The sequence below is a fragment of the Streptomyces sp. NPDC104761 genome (genome assembly GCF_055583445.1).
On sequence record NZ_JBVJNZ010000011.1, the window covers coordinates 121,951 to 142,884 of the forward strand.

General features: G+C 68.2%; 18 protein-coding genes. 9 read left to right on the forward strand and 9 right to left on the reverse strand.

Translation table 11 applies throughout. The annotated features are described in order from the left end of the window. Positions 1–14 precede the first annotated feature (14 nt). The 7 genes from gyrA to dnaA form a co-directional block, all read right to left on the reverse strand. Positions 15–2,609: a DNA gyrase subunit A gene (gene gyrA, locus ACZ63F_RS27955; RefSeq protein ID WP_469714790.1), complete on the reverse strand. Its 2,595-nt coding sequence runs from the start codon at positions 2,607–2,609 to the stop codon at positions 15–17. Between the two features lie 42 nt (positions 2,610–2,651). Next, on the reverse strand, positions 2,652–4,733 hold the full coding sequence (gene gyrB / locus ACZ63F_RS27960; protein WP_469714793.1) for a DNA topoisomerase (ATP-hydrolyzing) subunit B: 2,082 nt from the start codon (positions 4,731–4,733) through the stop codon (positions 2,652–2,654). Between the two features lie 374 nt (positions 4,734–5,107). Continuing rightward, positions 5,108–5,641, reverse strand: coding sequence for a DciA family protein (locus ACZ63F_RS27965; RefSeq protein WP_351956815.1), 534 nt, complete (start codon positions 5,639–5,641; stop codon positions 5,108–5,110). Then, entirely contained in the window at positions 5,638–6,759 is a 1,122-nt protein-coding gene (gene recF / locus ACZ63F_RS27970; RefSeq protein ID WP_469714797.1) for a DNA replication/repair protein RecF, read from the reverse strand. Before recF ends, ACZ63F_RS27965 begins: the two co-directional genes overlap by 4 nt. A 91-nt stretch (positions 6,760–6,850) precedes the next feature. After that, positions 6,851–7,726: a phosphogluconate dehydrogenase (NAD(+)-dependent, decarboxylating) gene (gene gnd / locus ACZ63F_RS27975; RefSeq protein WP_469714800.1), complete on the reverse strand. Its 876-nt coding sequence runs from the start codon at positions 7,724–7,726 to the stop codon at positions 6,851–6,853. 186 nt (positions 7,727–7,912) lie between these two features. Continuing rightward, a complete protein-coding gene (gene dnaN, locus ACZ63F_RS27980; RefSeq protein ID WP_189262851.1) occupies positions 7,913–9,043 on the reverse strand; it encodes a DNA polymerase III subunit beta in 1,131 nt (376 codons plus the stop codon). Between the two features lie 930 nt (positions 9,044–9,973). Further along, positions 9,974–11,989 carry a chromosomal replication initiator protein DnaA gene (dnaA, locus tag ACZ63F_RS27985; protein WP_469714803.1) on the reverse strand — a complete coding sequence of 672 codons (2,016 nt, stop codon included), beginning with the start codon at positions 11,987–11,989 and terminating at the stop codon, positions 9,974–9,976. Positions 11,990–12,362: 373 nt separating this feature from the next. On the opposite strand from dnaA, the gene rpmH reads away from it, so the two are divergent. The 9 genes from rpmH (at position 12,363) to ACZ63F_RS28030 (ending at position 19,393) form a co-directional block, all read left to right on the forward strand. Further along, positions 12,363–12,500, forward strand: a complete 138-nt coding sequence (rpmH, locus tag ACZ63F_RS27990; RefSeq protein WP_015659252.1) for a 50S ribosomal protein L34 — start codon at positions 12,363–12,365, stop codon at positions 12,498–12,500. Positions 12,501–12,521: 21 nt separating this feature from the next. Next, entirely contained in the window at positions 12,522–12,893 is a 372-nt protein-coding gene (gene rnpA / locus ACZ63F_RS27995; RefSeq protein ID WP_469714805.1) for a ribonuclease P protein component, read from the forward strand. Continuing rightward, positions 12,890–13,255: a membrane protein insertion efficiency factor YidD gene (gene yidD, locus ACZ63F_RS28000; RefSeq protein ID WP_294011403.1), complete on the forward strand. Its 366-nt coding sequence runs from the start codon at positions 12,890–12,892 to the stop codon at positions 13,253–13,255. Before rnpA ends, yidD begins: the two co-directional genes overlap by 4 nt. Positions 13,256–13,258: 3 nt before the next feature. Then, positions 13,259–14,596 carry a membrane protein insertase YidC gene (yidC, locus tag ACZ63F_RS28005; protein ID WP_469714807.1) on the forward strand — a complete coding sequence of 446 codons (1,338 nt, stop codon included), beginning with the start codon at positions 13,259–13,261 and terminating at the stop codon, positions 14,594–14,596. A 15-nt stretch (positions 14,597–14,611) separates the two neighbouring features. Continuing rightward, a complete protein-coding gene (locus ACZ63F_RS28010; protein ID WP_294009301.1) occupies positions 14,612–15,124 on the forward strand; it encodes a Jag family protein in 513 nt (170 codons plus the stop codon). A gap of 116 nt (positions 15,125–15,240) precedes the next feature. Then, positions 15,241–15,957, forward strand: a complete 717-nt coding sequence (gene rsmG, locus ACZ63F_RS28015) for a 16S rRNA (guanine(527)-N(7))-methyltransferase RsmG (RefSeq protein WP_469714809.1) — start codon at positions 15,241–15,243, stop codon at positions 15,955–15,957. A 298-nt stretch (positions 15,958–16,255) separates the two neighbouring features. Then, the gene (locus ACZ63F_RS28020; protein WP_352355881.1) at positions 16,256–17,329 is read left to right on the forward strand and encodes a ParA family protein; all 1,074 of its coding nucleotides are present in this window, start codon (positions 16,256–16,258) and stop codon (positions 17,327–17,329) included. Continuing rightward, the gene (locus ACZ63F_RS28025) at positions 17,326–18,447 is read left to right on the forward strand and encodes a ParB/RepB/Spo0J family partition protein (protein WP_469714811.1); all 1,122 of its coding nucleotides are present in this window, start codon (positions 17,326–17,328) and stop codon (positions 18,445–18,447) included. Before ACZ63F_RS28020 ends, ACZ63F_RS28025 begins: the two co-directional genes overlap by 4 nt. Before the next feature lie 328 nt (positions 18,448–18,775). Then, positions 18,776–19,393, forward strand: a complete 618-nt coding sequence (locus ACZ63F_RS28030) for a GNAT family N-acetyltransferase (RefSeq protein WP_469714813.1) — start codon at positions 18,776–18,778, stop codon at positions 19,391–19,393. Positions 19,394–19,445: 52 nt separating this feature from the next. Here ACZ63F_RS28030 and trxA read toward each other — a convergent pair whose 3' ends face one another. Together trxA and trxB are read right to left on the reverse strand one after the other, a co-directional pair. Next, positions 19,446–19,778, reverse strand: a complete 333-nt coding sequence (gene trxA / locus ACZ63F_RS28035) for a thioredoxin (RefSeq protein ID WP_351956824.1) — start codon at positions 19,776–19,778, stop codon at positions 19,446–19,448. 46 nt (positions 19,779–19,824) lie between these two features. Beyond that, the gene (gene trxB, locus ACZ63F_RS28040; RefSeq protein ID WP_469714815.1) at positions 19,825–20,793 is read right to left on the reverse strand and encodes a thioredoxin-disulfide reductase; all 969 of its coding nucleotides are present in this window, start codon (positions 20,791–20,793) and stop codon (positions 19,825–19,827) included. Positions 20,794–20,934 lie beyond the last annotated feature (141 nt).

Sequence of the window (20,934 nt, forward strand, 5' to 3'; positions counted from 1 at the left end):
CTCACTCCTCGTGCCTACTCGGCCGAGGGCGCCTCACCCTCGTCCGTGCCGCTGGTCGCGACACCCTCGGCGGTCTCGTCCACGACGTCAACGCCGTCGACTTCCTCCGCCTCGCTGCCGGCCTCGGCGTTACGTGCGATGCCCACGACGGCATCGCGCTTGCCCAGGTTGATCAGTTGGACGCCCATGGTGTCACGGCCCGTCTCCCTGACCCCGCTGACTCGCGTGCGAATCACACCGCCGGACAGGGTGATGGCGAGGATCTCGTCGTTCTCCTCGACGATCAGCGCGCCGACCAGCGAACCGCGGTCCTCCACGATCTTGGCGGCCTTGATACCGAGGCCGCCGCGGCCCTGGACGCGGTACTCGTCGACACGGGTCCGCTTCGCGTACCCCCCGTCAGTGGCAGTGAACACGAACGTACCGGGTCGAACAACATTCATCGACAGAAGTTCATCCCCCTCACGGAAACTCATGCCCTTGACACCGGAGGTGGCCCGGCCCATGGGTCGCAGAGTCTCGTCGGAGGCGGTGAACCTGATCGACTGCGCCTTCTTGCTGATCAGAAGCAGATCGTCGTCCGCCGAAACCAGCTCGGCACCGATCAGTTCGTCGTCGGAACCGTCCTCGCGCTCCCGCAGGTTGATCGCGATGACGCCGCCGGAGCGGGGCGAATCGTAATCCTTCAGAGGCGTCTTCTTGACCAGACCGGCCTTGGTGGCCAGCACCAGGTAGTCCGCCGCGTCGTAGTCCCGGATCGCGAGGATCTCGGCGATCGCCTCGTCCGGCTGGAAGGCCAGCAGGTTCGCCACGTGCTGACCGCGCGCGTCCCGGCCGGCGTCCGGCAGCTCGTACGCCTTCGCCCGGTACACCCGGCCCTTGTTCGTGAAGAACAGCAGCCAGTGGTGCGTGGTGGAGACGAAGAAGTGGTCGACGATGTCGTCTTCCTTCAGCTTCGTACCGCGCACGCCCTTGCCGCCGCGCTTCTGCGCCCGGTAGTCGTCCGTCTTGGTCCGCTTCACATAGCCACCGCGGGAGACGGTGACCACGATGTCCTCCTCGGCGATCAGGTCCTCGATGGACATGTCACCGTCGTAGGGCACCAGCATGGTCTTGCGGTCGTCGCCGTACTTCTCGACGATCGCGGCCAGCTCCTCGCTGACGATGCCGCGCTGGCGGACCGGCGAGGCGAGGATCGCGTTGTACTCGGTGATCTTCGCCTGGAGTTCGTCGTGCTCCTGGATGATCTTCTGGCGTTCCAGGGCGGCCAGCCGACGCAGCTGCATCTCGAGGATGGCGTTGGCCTGGATCTCGTCGATCTCCAGGAGCTCCATCAGGCCCGTGCGCGCGATCTCGACCGTGTCACTGGCCCGGATCAGCGCGATGACCTCGTCGATCGCGTCCAGCGCCTTGAGCAGACCGCGCAGGATGTGCGCCCGCTCCTCGGCCTTGCGCAGCCGGAAGCGGGTCCGGCGGACGATGACCTCGATCTGGTGCGTCACCCAGTGCCGGATGAACGCGTCCAGCGAGAGCGTGCGCGGCACGCCGTCCACCAGGGCCAGCATGTTGGCGCCGAAGTTGGTCTGCAGGTCGGTGTGCTTGTACAGGTTGTTCAGGACGACCTTGGCGACCGCGTCCCGCTTCAGCACGATGACGAGGCGCTGGCCGGTGCGCGAGGAGGTCTCGTCCCGGACGTCCGCGATGCCGCCGACCTTGCCGTCCTTCACCAGGTCGGCGATCTTCTGCGCGAGGTTGTCGGGGTTCACCTGGTACGGCAGCTCCGTGACCACCAGGCACTGGCGGTTCTGGATCTCCTCGACCTCGACGACCGCGCGCATCGTGATCGAGCCGCGGCCCGTGCGGTAGGCCTCCTCGATGCCCTTGCGGCCGACGACCAGGGCGCCGGTCGGGAAATCGGGGCCCTTGATGCGCTCGATCAGCGCGTCCAGGAGCTCCTCGTGCGAGGCCTCCGGGTTCTCCAGGCACCACTGGGCGCCGGCGGCGACCTCGCGCAGGTTGTGCGGCGGGATGTTGGTCGCCATGCCGACCGCGATACCGGCGGAGCCGTTGATCAGCAGGTTCGGGAAGCGGGCCGGCAGGACGGTCGGCTCCTGGGAGCGGCCGTCGTAGTTGTCCGTGAAGTCGACGGTCTCCTCGTCGATGTCGCGGACCATCTCCATCGACAGCGGCGCCATCTTGCACTCGGTGTACCGCATGGCGGCCGCCGGGTCGTTGCCCGGGGAGCCGAAGTTGCCGTTGGAGTCGACGAGCGGCATCCGCATCGACCAGGGCTGGGCGAGGCGGACCAGGGCGTCGTAGATCGAGGAGTCGCCGTGCGGGTGGTAGTTGCCCATGACGTCTCCGACGACACGGGCGCACTTGTAGAAGCCGCGCTCCGGGCGGTAGCCGCCGTCGTACATCGCGTACAGCACACGCCGGTGGACGGGCTTGAGACCGTCCCGGACGTCGGGCAGCGCGCGCGAGACGATGACGGACATCGCGTAGTCGAGGTACGAGCGCTGCATCTCCGTCTCGAGCCCGACGGGCTCGATGCGCATCACGACGTCGCCGCCCTCTTCAGGGGTGACAGGAGTGTTCTCGTCGGCCATTGCTGGTGAAGATCCTTCCTGGTGCGGTCAGCTGAGACCGACTCAGATGTCGAGGAAGCGGACGTCCTTGGCGTTGCGCTGGATGAACTGGCGGCGGGCCTCGACGTCCTCGCCCATCAGGACCGAGAACAGGTCGTCGGCCTGGGCCGCGTCGTCGAGGGTGACCTGGCCGAGGACGCGGTGGTCGACGTCCATGGTGGTCACGCGCAGTTCCTCGGCGTTCATCTCGCCGAGACCCTTGAAGCGCTGGATCGAGTCCTCCTTGACCCGCTTGCCGCGCTGCCGGCCGAGCTCAAGGAGGGCGTCGCGCTCGCGGTCGGAGTAGGCGTACTCGACCTCGTCCCGGCCCCACTTGATCTTGTACAGCGGGGGACGGGACAGGTACACGTGCCCCTGCTCCACCAGGTCCCGCATGAAGCGGAACAGGAAGGTCAGCAGCAGGGTGTTGATGTGCTGGCCGTCGACGTCGGCGTCCGCCATCAGGATGATCTTGTGATAGCGGAGCTTCTCGATGTCGAAGTCCTCGTGCACACCCGTGCCGAAGGCCGAGATCAGCGCCTGGATCTCCTGGTTCTGCAGGATCTTGTCGATCCGCGCCTTCTCGACGTTGAGGATCTTGCCGCGGATCGGGAGGATCGCCTGGTACTGCGGGTTGCGGCCGGACTTGGCCGAGCCGCCGGCGGAGTCACCCTCGACGATGAAGATCTCGCACTTGGTGGGGTCGTTCGACTGGCAGTCGGAGAGCTTGCCCGGCAGCGAGGCGCTCTCCAGGAGGCCCTTGCGGCGGGTGAGGTCGCGGGCCTTGCGGGCCGCCACGCGCGCGGTGGCCGCCTGGATGCCCTTGCGGATGATGTCCGCGGCCTCCACCGGGTTGCGGTCCAGCCAGTCGTTCAGGTGCTCGTAGACCGCCTTCTGCACGAAGGTCTTGGCCTCCGTGTTGCCCAGCTTGGTCTTCGTCTGGCCCTCGAACTGCGGCTCGCTCAGCTTGACCGAGATGATCGCGGTCAGACCCTCGCGGATGTCGTCACCGGTGAGGTTGTCGTCCTTCTCGCGGAGCAGCTTCTTGTCGCGCGCGTACTTGTTGATCAGCGAGGTCAGCGCGGCGCGGAAGCCCTCCTCGTGGGTACCGCCCTCGTGCGTGTGGATGATGTTGGCGAACGAGTACACACCCTCGCTGTAGCCGCTGTTCCACTGCATGGCGACCTCGAGGGACAGGCTCTTGTCCTTGTCCTCGGCCTCCAGGTCGATGACCGTGGGGTGCACCACGTCTCCCTTGCGGGAGTTCAGGTACTTCACGAAGTCGACGATGCCGCCCTCGTAGTGGTACGTGACGGTCTTGACCTCGGCCTTCTCGTCCGCACCCGCCTCGTCGGCCCCGGCCACGGCCTTCGCCGACTCGCGCTCGTCGGTGAGCCGGATCGTCAGGCCCTTGTTCAGGAACGCCATCTCCTGGAAACGCCGCGACAGCGTCTCGAAGGAGTACTCGGTGGTCTCGAAGATGTCCGGGTCGGCCCAGAACGTGACCGAGGTACCGGTCTCACCGGTCTCCTCGTGCTTGGCCAGCGGAGCCGTCGGGACGCCCAGCTTGTAGTCCTGCGTCCAGCGGTGACCGTCGGTCTTGATCTCGACGGACACCTTGGACGAGAGCGCGTTCACGACAGACACACCCACGCCGTGCAGACCGCCGGAGACCGCGTAGCCGCCGCCGCCGAACTTGCCGCCCGCGTGCAGCACGGTCAGCACGACCTCGACGGCCGGCTTGCCCTCGGACGCCACGATGCCGACCGGGATGCCACGGCCGTTGTCCACGACGCGCACGCCGCCGTCGGCCAGGATCGTCACGTCGATGGTGTCCGCGTAGCCGGCCAGGGCCTCGTCGACGGAGTTGTCCACAACCTCGTACACCAGGTGGTGCAGGCCGCGCTCACCGGTCGAGCCGATGTACATACCGGGCCGCTTGCGGACCGCGTCCAGCCCTTCGAGCACGGTGATGGCACTGGCGTCGTACGAACCGGAGGCGGCGCCAGAACCAGCGGCCTCACCGTGCGCGCCGGCGTCGGTGGACGGGATGTTCTCGTTGGGGTTGCCGGAATCGGCCACGAAGCGCCCTTTCTGGCACAGCACGAGCCGGGCTCGTCGGCGGGTTGCCGGAGCGGCTGCGGCATGTTGCGTTGGTAAGCCTTGATCAGCGTTGCTCAGCTTTTCCCGGACGGTCCCCACGTTCGGGGCGGGATTGTCTTCCAGTCTACCGGTAGCGCCGACAGTGATGGGGGTTTGCCGGTACCTGAGTCCGCATGTGCCGCCCTGAACCGGCCTGTGCCGACTCCCGATATACGGATGGGGGCTCCAAGAGGCTCACGGAGGCACTCAGCGCTTCCTGCTGTCAACCCTTGGCTACTCCGGCGTCAGGTCGCGATTCGCAACCGCGTGCGGTCGTACGACGATCAGCCGGGCAGGCCGTGGAACGGCACCGCACCCGGCCGGGACCGTGACGTAACTCACCCGTAGGTATCCCCGGGACCCGTGCTCCCAGGGGCGCGCAGCGGGCCGTAGCGCCGGGCCGGACCGCCGGGATTGAGCACCTTGATCAGGCGTACGGTGCCGTGCCCCAGGTCCTCGTTCAGGCGGGCGACCAACGCGGGCGCGAGGTGACGCAGCTGGGTCGCCCAGGCCGTGGAGTCGCACTGGACGACCAGCACCCGCTCGTCCTCGTCGTAGCGCTGCGGCACACAGTGCTTGGCCAGATCCTCGCCGACGATCTCCGGCCACCGGCCCATCACCCCGCCCACCGCGGCCGGCGTCTCCCAGCCGCGCTCGGTGATCAGCCGGTTGATCGCGGAACCCAGCGCCATGGGGTCGCGGCCGTCGGCGCGCGCGCCGGAGCGCAGGCCACCGCGCCGCGCCTGCTTCTTCTGCTGCGCCGCGTCACCACGCGCGCGTGCCGCCTCCTTGGCCGCCCTGAGCGCCACGCGCGCGAGGTCGACACCGGAGGGTTCCTCCCGTGGCCCGGGCGCGGGTCCTTCGGTGCTCATGCCCGCTCCACCGTCCCGTCGGCCACCACGTACCGCGTACCCGTGAGGATGTGCGGAACGTCGTCGTCCACGGCGGCGGTGACCAGCACCTGCTCCCCGGGCGCGACCAGCTCCGCCAGCCGCTCCCGGCGCCGGGCGTCCAGCTCGGCGAACACGTCGTCGAGCACCAGCACCGGCTCGTTCCCCTCGGCACGCAACAGGTCGTACGAGGCGAGGCGCAGCGCCAGCGCGTACGACCAGGACTCCCCGTGCGAGGCATAGCCCTTGGCGGGCAGCTGCCCCAGCTTGAGGACCAGGTCGTCGCGGTGCGGGCCGACCAGGGTGACGCCCCGCTCGATCTCCTGCTTGCGGGCGTCCGCCAGCGCCGCCGTCAGCTGGACGTACAGATCCTCGCGGGTGTGCGCCTCGCCGGGCGCCGACGGCCGGTACTCCAGCGCCACGGGACCGCCGCCCGGCGCCAGCTGCTCGTACGCCTTGTCCGCGAGGGGCTGGATCGCGGCGACCAGGTCGAGCCGCTGGGCGAGCAGCTCGGCGCCGACCCGCGCCAGGTGCTGGTCCCACACGTCGAGCGTGGACAGATCCATGGAACGGCCGCCGTGCCGCCGGGCGAGGGCGGCGGACTTCAACAGGGTGTTCCGCTGCTTGAGCACCCGCTCGTAGTCGGACCGCACGCCCGCCATCCGCGGCGACCGCGCGGTGATCAGCTCGTCCAGGAAGCGGCGCCGCTCCCCGGGATCGCCCTTCACCAGCGCGAGGTCCTCGGGCGCGAACAGCACGGTCCGTACGATCCCCAGCACGTCACGCGGCCTGACCTGCGAGGACCTGTTGATGCGGGCTCGGTTGGCCTTGCCGGGGTTCAGCTCGAGCTCGACCAGCTGCTGCCGGTCGCCCTGCCGGACCTGCGCCCTGATGATCGCCCGGTCGGCGCCCATGCGGACCAGGGGAGCGTCGGAGGCGACCCGGTGGCTGCCGAGGGTGGCGAGATAGCCGACGGCCTCGACGAGGTTGGTCTTGCCCTGGCCGTTGGGGCCCACGAAGGCGGTGACGCCCGGGTCGAGCGGGACCTCGACCCGGGCATAGGAGCGGAAGTCGGCCAGCGACAGATGCGTGACGTGCATGGGTTCTCGCCGACCTCCCCGTGACCTGCTGCTTCGTCTCTGCTCGGTACTGCTTCTCGGTTCTGCTGGTTCTTCTGGTTCCGCTGCGGTGCTACTTCGCCTCCACGGCGTGGCCGCCGAACTGGTTGCGCAGCGCGGCGATCATCTTCATCTGCGGCGAGTCGTCCTGCCGGGAGGCGAACCGCGCGAACAGCGAGGCGGTGATCGCGGGCAGCGGCACCGCGTTGTCTATGGCGGCTTCCACAGTCCACCGGCCCTCGCCGGAGTCCTGTGCATAACCCTTCAGCCTGTCCAGGTGCTCGTCCTCGTCGAGGGCGTTCACCGCGAGGTCGAGCAGCCAGGAACGGATGACCGTCCCTTCCTGCCAGGAGCGGAAGACCTCGCGCACGTCCGTGACGGAGTCGACCTTCTCCAGGAGTTCCCAGCCCTCGGCGTAGGCCTGCATCATCGCGTACTCGATGCCGTTGTGGACCATCTTCGCGAAGTGGCCCGCGCCGACCTTGCCGGCGTGCACCGAACCGAAGTCGCCCTCGGGCTTGAGCGCGTCGAAGACCGGCCGGACCTTCTCGACGTGCCCGGCGTCGCCGCCGTACATCAGGGCGTAGCCGTTCTCCAGGCCCCAGACGCCGCCGGAGACACCGCAGTCGACGAACCCGATGCCCTTGGCCGCCAGCTCCTCGGCGTGCCTCTCGTCGTCCGTCCAGCGGGAGTTGCCGCCGTCGACGACCACGTCACCGGGCTCCAGGAGCTCGGCCAGCTCGTCGATCGTGGACTGGGTGGGCGCCCCGGCCGGGACCATCACCCACACCACGCGCGGCCCGCTGAGCTTGCCCACAAGCTCTTCCAGGCTGTGGACATCGGCGAGGTCCGGGTTGCGGTCGTATCCGACGACGGTGTGGCCCGCGCGGCGGATCCGCTCGCGCATGTTGCCGCCCATCTTGCCGAGGCCGACGAGACCGAGCTCCATCAGTTGGTTCCTTAGGTTGCGGTGTGGCAGGAGAGGCACGTTCGTGCCCGCCTCCGAGCCTAATCCCGGCCCTTTGCGCACAGTTGTGGGCATAGCCGCTCACCTGGGGAAACCACCGGACGTCGGTGCCGGACATCCACAAGGGACACCCGGCACCGTGCACAGCTGTGGACAACCGGCCGCTGGTCAGCCGCTGAGCCGCACCGGCATGATCAGGTACTTGTACGCCTCGTCCGCCTCGGCGTCCACCGCGGGCTTGCCGCTCAGCAGCGCCGGCTTCGTGGACGTCGTGAACGACAGCTGGGCCACCGGGGAGTCGATCGCGCTCAGGCCGTCCAGCAGGAACGTCGGGTTGAAGGCGATCGAGATGTCGTCGCCCTCCAGCTGCGCGTCGACCCTTTCCACAGCCTGTGCGTCGTCGCTGGAACCGGCCTCCAGGATCAGCACACCCTGCTCGAAACTGAGCCGCACCGGGGTGTTCCGCTCGGCGACCAGGGCGACGCGCTTGACGGCCTCCACGAAGGGGGCGGTCTCGATCACGGCGACGGAGTTGAACTCGGTCGGGAACAGCGTGCGGTACTTCGGCAGGTCGCCCTCGAGCAGCCGCGTGGTCGTACGGCGGCCGGCACCCTCGAAACCGATGAGCCCCTCGCCCGCGCCCGAGCCGGAGAGCGCCAGGATGACGCTGTCGCCGCTCGTGAGGGCCTTGGCGGTGTCCAGGAGGGTCTTGGCGGGCACCAGGGCGACCGCGGAGGCCTCCGGGTTCTCCGGCTTCCACAGGAACTCGCGGACCGCGAAGCGGTAGCGGTCGGTGGAGGCCAGGGTGACCGTGTCGCCCTCGATCTCGATGCGCACGCCGGTGAGCACCGGCAGCGTGTCGTCACGTCCGGCCGCGATGGCCACCTGGGAGACCGCGGAGGCGAAGACCTCGCCGGGGACCGTGCCCGTCGCGTTCGGCATCTGCGGCAGGGACGGGTACTCCTCCACCGGCAGCGTGTGCAGCGTGAACCGGGACGATCCACAGACCACCGTGGCCCGTACACCGTCTGTGGAAATCTCCACCGGCCGGTTGGGGAGCGCGCGGCAGATGTCGGCGAGCAGCCGGCCGGAGACGAGGACCGTGCCCTCCTCCTCGACCTCGGTCTCGACACTGACCCGCGCGGAGACCTCGTAGTCGAAGCTGGACAGGCTCAGCTGGCCGTCCTCGGCCTTCAGCAGCAGGCCGGCGAGGACCGGCGCCGGCGGACGGGCCGGGAGGCTGCGTGCCGCCCACGCCACTGCCTCCGCGAGTACGTCGCGTTCCACCCGGATCTTCACCGTAAGCCCGCCTCCTGCTGTCGCCGGGGCTTCTCGCCCTGCTGCGTCTTCGTCGTCTGTCCCGGTGTCGCCGGCCCCGGGGAGGGGAAGAACACCGGGGACCAGTCTGACGCACCGCACTGACAGCTGGTGCCTCTCGCGGTCAAGTCGTGACGAGGCGCGGTCAGAGGCCGGAGAGCGAGTTGTGCACAGGGCCCTCTTCGAAACGGATTCCCAGCTCTCTCTAGTTGTCAGTAGTAGTAGGGGCTGTGGATACCGTGGATAACCTCGTTTGCCCAGCTCAGGGCCGAGATTTTGTCCACTGCCCCTGTGGGCGGACCCCGTGGACAACTTGGTGTCGCTGTGGAGAACAGAAAGTTCTGCACACGCCGTGCACAGCCCGGGGGGACTTACCCCCAACACCGTCCCCAGCTTTACCCACCTTTCCCACAGGCCATCCCGGCACCTTTGTGTGACGCCTTTCACTCGACCCGGTGAGCGGGCGCGTCGCGTTGCCGAACAGTGGACAGCGGTGTGGAGAAGCTGGGGATCGCTGGGGACAACCGCCCCTCACCCTGTGGGCGACCGGTGGACAACTTCGTACACAGCCTGTGGATCTTTTCTTCGTCCACAGTCTGTGGAGATCCGTTGTCCACGATTCCACAGCCACCTGAGCTGCCTCGATGCGGTTTCGACCCCCAGCCTGTGGACGACCTTCGGGACAACTTCACAGTCCCCAGGGTGTGGACGCAAGAAAGCCGGTAAATCTGTGGAGGACGCCCGTAACCAGGCCGCTAATCGAACAGCGGACCTCGCTCGAGCGCCGCCTGGGGGCGCGGGGAACTGCGCGACCAGCCCCCACCGACCGGCACCGGACTCCCCTCCGCACCACCCCAGGACGCCAAAGGGCGCCCCGGGATCTCTCCCAAGGGCGCCCTGAACGCCGTGGAACTAGCCGTTCTTGATGCGGTTGGTCAGCTCGGTGACCTGGTTGTAGATCGACCGCCGCTCCGCCATCAGCGCCCGGATCTTCCGGTCGGCGTGCATCACGGTCGTGTGGTCCCGGTTCCCGAACTGTGCCCCGATCTTCGGCAGGGACAGGTCCGTCAGCTCCCGGCACAGGTACATGGCGATCTGCCGCGCCGTGACCAGCTGCCGGCCGCGCGAGCTCCCGCACAGGTCCTCGACGGTGAGCCCGAAGTAGTCAGCGGTCGCCGCCATGATCGCCGTCGCGCTGATCTCCGGAGTGGAGTCCTGCCCGCCGGGGATCAGGTCCTTCAGGACGATCTCGGTCAGCCCGAGATCGACAGGCTGCCGGTTGAGCGACGCGAACGCCGTCACCCGGATCAGCGCGCCCTCCAGCTCACGGATGTTGCGCGAGATGCGGGAGGCGATGAACTCGAGCACCTCCGGCGGGGCGTTCAGCTGCTCCTGGACCGCCTTCTTGCGGAGGATCGCGATCCGCGTCTCCAGTTCCGGGGGCTGGACGTCGGTGATCAGGCCCCACTCGAACCGGTTGCGCAGCCGGTCCTCCAGCGTGACCAGCTGCTTGGGCGGCCGGTCGCTGGAGAGCACGATCTGCTTGTTCGCGTTGTGGAGCGTGTTGAAGGTGTGGAAGAACTCCTCCTGCGTCGACTCCTTGTCCGCGAGGAACTGGATGTCGTCGACGAGCAGGATGTCCATCTCCCGGTAGCGCTTGCGGAAGCTGTCGCCCTTGCCGTCGCGGATGGAGTTGATGAACTCGTTGGTGAACTCCTCCGAGCTCACGTACCGCACGCGCGTGCCCGGGTAGAGGCTCCGCGCGTAGTGCCCGATGGCGTGCAGCAGGTGCGTCTTGCCGAGGCCGGACTCCCCGTAGATGAAGAGGGGGTTGTACGCCTTCGCGGGCGCCTCGGCGACGGCGACCGCGGCCGCGTGCGCGAAGCGGTTGGACGCGCCGATGACGAACGTGTCGAAGAGGTACTTCGGGTTCAGGCGGGCGGTCGGCTCACCGGGGCCGCCGGCCGGCGCGGGCTTCGCGCCCAGCGGCCCGGGACCGCCGGCACTCGGCATGGTCGGCAGGTCCGGCCGTCCGGGACCACCGCGGTGCCCCTGGCCCGGCCCGCCCGAGGGCTCGGGCAGCTCACGGCGCCCGGAGTCCCGGTCGTAGTCGGACCGGTCGTGGGTGGGCCGGTCGTGGGTGGGCCGGTCGTGGGTGGGCCGGTCGTGGGCGGGCCGCTCGTGGGCGGGCCGCTCGTAATCGGAGCGGTCGTAGTCGGGGCGGTCGTACTCGGGCCGCTCGTAGTCGGGGCGCGGCGGTTCGTACTCCGTGCGCTGCTGCTCGTACGGGGGCCGGTCCAGCGGCTGCTGTGGGCGGTACTCCTGGGCGTACGAGTCCTGGCCGCCGTAGCCGTCCGAGCGGTACCCGTCCTGGGACGGCGAGGCATAGGGGTCGCGCTCCGGGAAGCCCAGCCGCGGCTGCTGCCAGCTGTACTCGTCCTGCCCGGGGCGCGGCCATGCGCCCGGCTCGGGGCGCTGGTACTCCGAGGGGTAGGCGGGGCGGGCGGTGGGCAGCTGGTCACGGCCGCCCTGGTCCGGCAGCTGTTCGGCGCGGTGCCGGCCGTACCCGCCGTCGTACTGCGACGACGGGGGCTCGGGCTCGTCGTAGCGCTGCTTCTGCACGGGGGGTGCCGGCGGGGCCGGGGGTTCGCCCGCGGACTCGTCCACGGTGATCGCGATCCGGATCGGGCGCCCGCACTCGCGGCTCAGGGTCTCGCTGACGATCGGTGCGAGACGGCCCTCCAGTACGTTTTTCGCGAATTCGTTCGGTACGGCGAGGAGAGCGGTGTCCGCCACCAGCGCGAGCGGCTGGCAGCGCCTGATCCAGTGCTCGTCCTTCGCCTCCACACCCTGACCGCGGCCCTCGCCGAGGAGCTGCTCCAGTACTCGTGGCCACACTGCGGCAAGATCGGCAGGTACGTCAGCCACAGGGCACGCTCTCTCACAGGTCCCACGAACGTGTGGTTCGAGGACGGGTCGGGATGAATATCAGGTCGGGCGGGGATAAAGGAACGAATCGGAGTTCAGCCACGGTAGTCAGCGTGGCGGGTGCGGTTCAAGTTGTTGTCCCCAGCCTGTGGATAGTGTCTCTCGGGCACTGCTGGTTTGACCGAATGGCGTAGCCCCGCGTACCGTAACCAGGTCGAGTTGTCGATGGCTGCTGCCGCCTGCCTCCGATGGGCACAGATCGCTGAAGGTGATCGGGAAGCGGTGCACTCGGGCGTGATGCGAGCTACTCGTGGGCGCACGGTGACAGCCAGGACGGCACCCGCCACCACCGATTGATTTCTGGAGCCCCCGAGTGAGCAAGCGCACCTTCCAGCCGAACAACCGTCGTCGCGCGAAGACCCACGGCTTCCGCCTGCGGATGCGCACCCGTGCCGGCCGCGCGATTCTCGCGAACCGTCGTGCCAAGGGTCGCGCCAGCCTGTCCGCCTGATCCCGATCAGGTCATGACGTCGTGCTGCCTACCGAGCATCGGCTGAGGCGGCGCGAGGACTTCGCGACCGCGGTACGACGGGGGCGCCGGGCAGGCCGCCCGTCCCTCGTCGTCCACCTTCGTAGCGGTGCCACGGACCCGCACGCGCCTGGGGAGAGCGCTCCCCCGACGCGTGCGGGTTTCGTCGTGAGCAAGGCCGTGGGTGGTGCCGTTGTGCGCAACACAGTGAAGCGCAGACTGCGCCATCTGATGCGTGAGCGAATCGCCCTGTTCCCCCCCGGTAGCCTGGTAGTCGTACGAGCGCTGCCCGGAGCGGGCGACGCCGACCATGCACAGCTGGCCCGAGACCTGGATGCCGCCATCGAGCGGCTGCTGGGAGGGGGCGCGCGATGAAGTACCCGCTACTGGCTCTGATCAAGCTGTACCAGTGGACGATCAGTCCGCTGCTGGGGCCGGTGTGCAAGTACTACCCGTCGTGCTCCCACTACGGCTACACGGCCATCGACCGGCACGGTGCGATCAAGGGCACGGCACTCACGGCCTGGCGCATCCTGCGGTGCAATCCGTGGTCGCTGGGCGGTGTGGACCATGTTCCGCCGCGCAAGCGCCCGCGGTGGCACGAAATGCTGCGTGACGCCTGGCGTGCACGCAGGGGCGGGCCCTCCGCCGCCGAACCGGCCACCGAGGAGAAGACTCCCTCCGAGCTTCCTTCGAGCCCGGCCGCAGAGACTTCGTCCCATGCCCAAGGAGCATGATTAGTGGACACGATTGCCAGCCTGTTCAGCTTCATCACGACACCCGTCTCATGGGTCATCGTCCAGTTCCACTCGGTGTACGGGAAGATCTTCGGTCCCGACACGGGCTGGGCCTGGGGCTTGTCCATCGTGTCCCTGGTGATCCTGATCCGCATCTGCCTGATCCCGCTCTTCGTGAAGCAGATCAAGGCGACCCGGGCCATGCAGACGCTCCAGCCCGAGATGAAGAAGATCCAGGAGCGCTACAAGAACGACAAGCAGCGTCAGTCCGAAGAGATGATGAAGCTGTACAAGGAGTCGGGTACCAACCCGCTCTCCTCGTGCCTTCCCATCCTGGCGCAGTCCCCGTTCTTCTTCGCCCTGTACCACGTGCTCAACGGCATCGCGACGGGCTCGACGATCGGCGTCATCAACGAGTCGCTGCTCAACAGCGCCCGTAAGGCACACATCTTCGGGGCACCGCTCGCCGCGAAGTTCACGGACGGTTCCTCGAAGGTGGAGGCGCTCGGTGCCTCCCTCACGGACGTCCGGGTCGTCACTGCGGTCATGATCGTCCTGATGTCGGCGTCGCAGTTCTACACGCAGCGCCAGCTGATGACGAAGAACGTCGACACCACGGTGAAGACGCCGTTCATGCAGCAGCAGAAGATGCTGATGTACGTCTTCCCGGTCATGTTCGCCGTCTTCGGCATCAACTTCCCGGTCGGTGTCCTCGTCTACTGGCTGACCACCAACGTGTGGACCATGGGCCAGCAGATGTACGTCATCCGCAACAACCCGACCCCAGGTTCCAAGGCCCAGGCCGCCTACCTGGAGCGCCTCACCAAGCACGTCACGCACCACGGCAAGACCCGTCGGCGCAGCGAGAAGACCATCGTCAAGGCGATCGTCGCCAAGGGCCGGGACCGCAACGAGTTCGAGCGCTCGTTCATCAACGCGCTGACCAAGGCGGGCCTCGTGGCCCAGGCCGACGGCACCGTGGTGAAGGGCGAGGCTCAGGCCGTCGCGCAGACCGAGGACGGCGTCACGACCACCGGCGCCGCCAGGCGCCAGCAGCCCAAGCGTCAGACCAAGGCCCAGCGGCAGTCCGGCGCGGCGAAGGCGGCCGGCGACTCCGCCTCGGTTGCCTCGGACGCGTCGGTTGCCTCGGACGCGTCGGCCTCCACGGGCCCGTCGGCTTCGGAGGGCAAGACGACCTCGCTGGAGAAGTCCGACGAGCCGCAGGACGCCAAGCCGGCCGCCAAGCAGGCCCCGAAGAGCGGCTCGAACGGCCGCAGCAGGGCCCAGTCCGGTCAGCGCAAGGGCGGTCCGCAGCGCCCCAAGTCCCCGTCCAAGAAGTAAGAAGGAGCCCATCCCGTGACGGAAGGCACCACCTCCGCCGCTGCCGAGGGTGCAGACACCCTGACCCGCCTGGAGCAGGAGGGCGAGATCGCGGCGGACTATCTCGAAGGTCTGCTGGACATCGCCGACCTCGACGGCGACATCGACATGGATGTCGAGGCAGACCGCGCCTCCGTGTCGATCATCAGCGACTCGGGCGGCCGTGACCTGCAGAAGCTGGTCGGCCGCGACGGCGAGGTGCTGGAGGCGCTCCAGGAGCTGACCCGTCTGGCCGTGCACCGGGAGACCGGTGACCGCAGCCGGCTGATGCTCGACATCGCGGGCTACCGCGCCAAGAAGCGTGCCGAGCTCTCAGAGCTGGGTGCCAAGGCCGCCGCCGAGGTCAAGAGCACCGGCGAACCCGTGAAGCTCAAGCCGATGACCCCGTTCGAGCGCAAGGTCGTGCACGACGCGGTCAAGTCCGCCGGGCTGCGCAGCGAGTCGGAGGGCGAGGAGCCGCAGCGGTTCGTCGTCGTGCTGCCCGCCTGAGCGGTCCCCCGCATGACCGGCCCCGTCTGTTGAGCAGGCGGGGCCGAACTTTGTCAGCCTGGTAGTTCTGATGGCCGGTGCGCGGAGCGCCGGCGCGGTACGGAAGGACGGTCCCCGTGACGGAGGCTGCGGAGCTCCCCCCGGCGCCCGAGCAGGCGCGGGAAGTGTTCGGCGAGCGCTTCGCCGATGCGGTCCGCTACGCGGAACTGCTCGCCGAGGCAGGCGTGCAGCGTGGTCTGATCGGCCCACGGGAAGTGCCCCGTCTGTGGGAGCGGCACCTGCTGAACTGCGCGGTGCTCTCGGAGGCCGTCCCCGAGGGGGTGACGGTGTGCGACGTGGGTTCCGGAGCCGGTCTGCCGGGCATTCCACTGGCGCTGGTCCGGGAGGACCTCAACATCACTCTGCTGGAACCTCTGCTGCGACGAACCAACTTCCTGACCGAGGTCGTCGAGCTGCTCGGCCTGGACCATGTGACCGTGGTGCGCGGCCGTGCCGAGGAGGTCATGGGGAAGCTGCCCCCGGTGCACGTGGTGACGGCTCGTGCCGTGGCCCCGCTGGACCGGCTGGCCACCTGGGGCGTCCCCCTGCTGCGCCCCTACGGCGAGATGCTCGCCCTCAAGGGAGACACGGCGGAGGAGGAGCTGAAGGCCGCGGCCACCGCGCTGACCAAGCTCGGTGCGGTGGCCACGTCCATCCTGCATGTGGGTGAGGGCGTGGTGGATCCGCCGTCCACGGTCGTCCGTGTGGAGGTCGGGGAGAGCCCGGGCGGTGTGCGCTTCGCGGCCAAGCGGGCTAAGGCGGCCCGGACGGGGAGGGCACGTAGGCGCCGCTGATCCGTCCTGACGACCAGACGTACTCCACACAAGCTGCCAAACCTACGCATGACGGAGTGTCGCGGCTTTTCGGTACTGCTCGCTGTGCATCGTGTTTCACGTGAAACGTCGCTCACTGCTACACGGCATCATCGGCCGGGGCCGCGCCGCGGCCGAACCGCGCGACCGAAAGCCCCTCGGATCCCTCAGAGAGGGAGCCTCTGGTGACGCTCCGTCCTCCCTGCGGGGCGCGGAGTTGTCCACAGAGGTGGATTTCTCCACAGAACACCAGGCCTCACTGGTTCACGACCCCGAAGACATGGGAGGCTCTGTTCATTGCGAGCCTGAAGTCGAGGAGAGTGAATCCTTGCGGTCCGACGCCAACATCGCGGGACCGATGACCGATCCGGTCCCCGGTCCCCGTACCGAGTCGATGGGGGCGGATGTTTCACGTGAAACACCGCCTCCGATGGACGACACTCCCATCGGTCGTGCTGCCCAACTCGCGGTGGAGGCTCTGGGCCGCGCCGGCGAAGGACTGCCACGTCCGGAGCAGACCAGAGTCATCGTGGTCGCCAACCAGAAGGGCGGCGTGGGCAAGACGACGACCACCGTCAACCTTGCCGCGTCCCTGGCCCTGCACGGCGGCCGCGTTCTGGTGATCGACCTCGACCCACAGGGCAATGCGTCCACTGCGCTGGGGATCGACCATCACGCCGAAGTCCCGTCCATCTACGATGTGTTGGTCGAGAGCAAGCCGCTGGCCGAGGTCGTCCAGCCGGTGGTGGACGTCGAAGGTCTCTTCTGTGCCCCCGCCACGATCGATCTCGCCGGTGCGGAGATCGAGCTGGTGTCCCTGGTGGCGCGGGAGAGCCGGCTGCAGCGGGCGATCCAGGCGTATGAGCAGCCCTTGGACTACATCCTCATCGACTGCCCGCCCTCGCTCGGCCTGCTGACGGTCAACGCGCTCGTCGCGGGCGCCGAGGTGCTCATCCCGATCCAGTGCGAGTACTACGCGCTGGAGGGCCTGGGTCAGCTACTGCGCAACGTCGACCTGGTACGGGGGCACCTCAACCCCAACCTGCACGTGTCGACCATCCTGCTCACCATGTACGACGGCCGGACGCGTCTCGCCTCCCAGGTCGCGGACGAGGTGCGCAGCCACTTCGGCGACGAGGTGCTGCGGACGAGCATTCCCCGCTCGGTCCGTATCTCCGAGGCGCCGAGCTACGGGCAGACGGTACTGACCTACGATCCTGGATCGAGCGGTGCCCTCTCGTACCTTGAGGCGGCCCGAGAAATCGCGCTGAAGGGCATCGGGGTCAGCTACGACCCGACGCAGGCCCATATCGGCGCTCAGACCAACCCGAGCATGGTGGAGGGCATCCAGTGAGCGAGCGACGGAGGGGGCTGGGTCGTGGTCTCGGTGCACTGATCCCAGCTGCCCCGACCGAGAAGACCCCGGCTCAGACGGCCGTGGGGGGAGCGGCAGTTCCGTCTCCCGCTGCGGCTCCGCTGCTGACGACCGACCGTGGCGTCGCCGCGGCCAAGGTGACGACACTGCCGGCTGTTTCACATGAAACCGAGGAACCCTCGGTGTTCGGGGACGGAGGGGGAGGCACGGAGACGCCTGCTCCTCCGATGGGCGCCCACTTCGCGGAGATCCCTCTCGACGACATCACGCCGAACCCGCGTCAGCCGCGTGAGGTCTTCGACGAGGACGCTCTCCAGGAGCTGGTCACCTCCATCCAGGAGGTCGGCCTTCTCCAGCCCGTCGTGGTACGGCAGCTGGGCCCTTCCCGCTACGAACTCATCATGGGCGAGCGGCGCTGGCGGGCCTGCCGTGAGGCCGGCCTGGAGGCGATCCCGGCGATCGTCCGAGCGACGGACGACGAGAAGCTCCTCCTGGACGCGTTGCTGGAGAACCTGCACCGTGCTCAGCTGAACCCGCTGGAAGAGGCCGCCGCCTACGACCAGCTGCTGAAGGACTTCAACTGCACGCATGACCAGCTGGCCGACCGTATCGGTCGCTCCCGCCCGCAGGTCTCCAACACTCTGCGCTTGCTGAAGCTCTCCCCGGCGGTCCAGCGCCGGGTGGCCGCCGGAGTTCTGTCGGCCGGGCACGCCCGGGCGTTGCTCTCCGTCGACGACTCGGAGGAGCAGGACCGGCTGGCCCACCGGATCGTCGCCGAGGGCCTCTCGGTACGGGCCGTCGAGGAGATCGTGACCCTCATGGGTTCGCGGCCCCAAACGGCGACACGCGCCAAGGGACCGCGGGCCGGTGCTCGGGTCTCCCCGGCCCTGACCGACCTCGCGACCCGGCTCTCGGACCGCTTCGAGACGCGGGTGAAGGTCGACCTGGGCCAGAAGAAGGGAAAGATCACCGTCGAGTTTGCCTCCATGGAAGACCTTGAGCGGATCCTCGGCACCCTTGCCCCGGGCGAAGGGCCGGTCCTGCACCAAGGCCTCCACGACGGCGATTCCTCGGCCCCCGAGGAGCCCGAGGACTGATCGTCCCGGGTGGCTCCCGCCCGGCCGGCGTCCTGTCGCCAGAGAGCGGATCGTGTCCGATGTGCTGGAACACGGTCCGCTCTTTGCTTTCTGGCGGTATCGATGGAAACGCTGTGTGGATACGATGCGTTCGGTATGGCGCATCCACCTGGCAGCTGGCAGCACCTCGGAGAGGCGGGGCCATGCGATCGATGAGCCGCACCGGACTGGTGAGCGCGGGTCTGGGACTGGGCGCGACCGTCGGATTCTTCGGCAGTCTGCTCAGGGAACGCAGTGCTCTGACAGCCGCTCGCGACGCCGCGGGCGAAGGAAGCGAGGAACAGCCTTCATGGGGCGTCGGCTCGTACCGCTCACGCTGGACAACCTTCAGGACCTTCCCCAGCGCTGTCGCTCGTGTGTCTTCTGGGAACTGGACCCCGTCAGCAGCGAAGCAGCGGTGAGAGCGGGCACAGCCGCGCAGGAGAAGGAATCCTGGATCTCCGCCGTCCTCCTCGACTGGGGGTCGTGCGGCCGAGTGGTCTATGTCGACGACGTTCCGGTGGGCTTTGTGCTCTACGCTCCGCCCGCCTACGTCCCACGCTCCACAGCGTTCCCGACGAGCCCGGTGTCATCGGACGCCGTGCAGCTCATGACCGGCTTCATCATGCCCGGCTATCAGGGACAGGGGCTCGGACGTGTGATGGTGCAGACGGTCGCCAAGGATCTGCTGCGGCGGAACTTCAAGGCGATCGAGGCGTTCGGTGACGCCCGCTATAAGGAACCGGCCTGCCTGCTCCCTGCCGATCATCTGCTGGCAGTGGGCTTCAAGACGGTTCGACAGCACCCCGCGCATCCTCGGTTGCGGCTGGAGCTGCGGACGACACTCTCCTGGAAGGAAGACGTGGAGCTGGCGCTCGACAGGCTTCTGGGGGCCGTACAGAAGGAGCCGGCGCTGCGGCCGCTCTAAAGCAAATGGGCCAACCCCCAGGGGTTGGCCCATTCGTGTTTCACGTGAAACATCACTCGGCGATGAAGTCCTCGAGGTCGCGGAGAAGCGCTGCCTTCGGCTTGGCACCGACGATGGTCTTGGCGACCTCGCCGCCCTGGTAGACGTTCAGGGTCGGGATCGACATGACGCCGTACTTGGCCGCCGTGCCCGGGTTCTCGTCGATGTTCAGCTTGACGATCTCGATCTTCTCGCCGTGCTCGGCGGCGATCGCCTCGAGCGACGGGGCGATCTGGCGGCACGGGCCGCACCACTCGGCCCAGAAGTCCACCAGGACGGGCTTGTCGCTCTTGAGGACGTCCTCGTCGAACGTCGCGTCGGTTACTGCCTTCAGGGTGCCGGCCACGGCGGGCTCCTTTACTTGATCGTGCGGTGGGGCGGAAGAGGAAAGATCAGACGGCGGTCTTCTCGGGCTCGGCCTTCTCCTCGTCCGCGAGGGCGGCGAGGAAACGCTCGGCGTCGAGAGCGGCGGAACATCCGGTACCGGCCGCGGTGATCGCCTGACGGTAGGTGTGGTCCACCACGTCACCGGCGGCGAAGACACCCGTCACGTTGGTGTGCGTCGAAGGAGAGGCAACCTTGAGGTAGCCCTCCTCGTCGAGGTCCAGCTGGCCCTTGAAGAGCTCGGTGCGCGGGTCGTGGCCGATCGCGATGAACAGACCGGTCACCGGCAGGTCGGAGAGCTCACCGGTCTTGACGTTGCGCAGCTTCAGACCGGCCAGCTTCTGGTCGCCCTGCACCTCGGCGATCTCGCTGTCCCAGGCGAACTTGATCTTCGGGTCGGCGAAGGCCCGCTCCTGCATCGCCTTGGAGGCGCGCAGGGTGTCCCGGCGGTGGACGATCGTCACGGACTTGGCGAAGCGGGAGAGGAAGGTGGCCTCCTCCATCGCGGTGTCGCCGCCGCCGATCACGGCGATGTCCTGGTCCTTGAAGAAGAACCCGTCACACGTGGCACACCAGGAGACGCCGCGTCCGGAGAGGGCGTCCTCGTTCGGCAGACCGAGCTTGCGGTGCTGGGAACCGGTGGTGACGATGACGGCCTTCGCCTTGTGGACCGTGCCGGCGGTGTCAGTGACGGTCTTGATCTCACCGGTCAGGTCGACCGAGACGACATCGTCCGGAATCAGCTCGGCGCCGAAGCGCTCGGCCTGCGCCCGCATGTTGTCCATGAGCTCGGGGCCCATGATGCCGTCGCGGAAGCCCGGGAAGTTCTCCACCTCGGTGGTGTTCATGAGCGCACCGCCCGCGGTGACGGCCCCCTCGAACACCAGGGGCTTCAGCGACGCGCGCGCGGTGTAGAGCGCCGCCGTGTAGCCGGCGGGCCCGGAGCCGATGATGATCACGTTACGGACGTCGCTCACGGCTTGATTCCTCGTCTCTGGTCTACGTCATTCGACCGGTGGGAACTCCTCAGAAGCTCTCACCCCACCCAACGGATCCTAAGGGGCGCGCATTCCCGGTGTGTCCGGGCACACGGGCATCCCCTACCGTACGGATTTCCG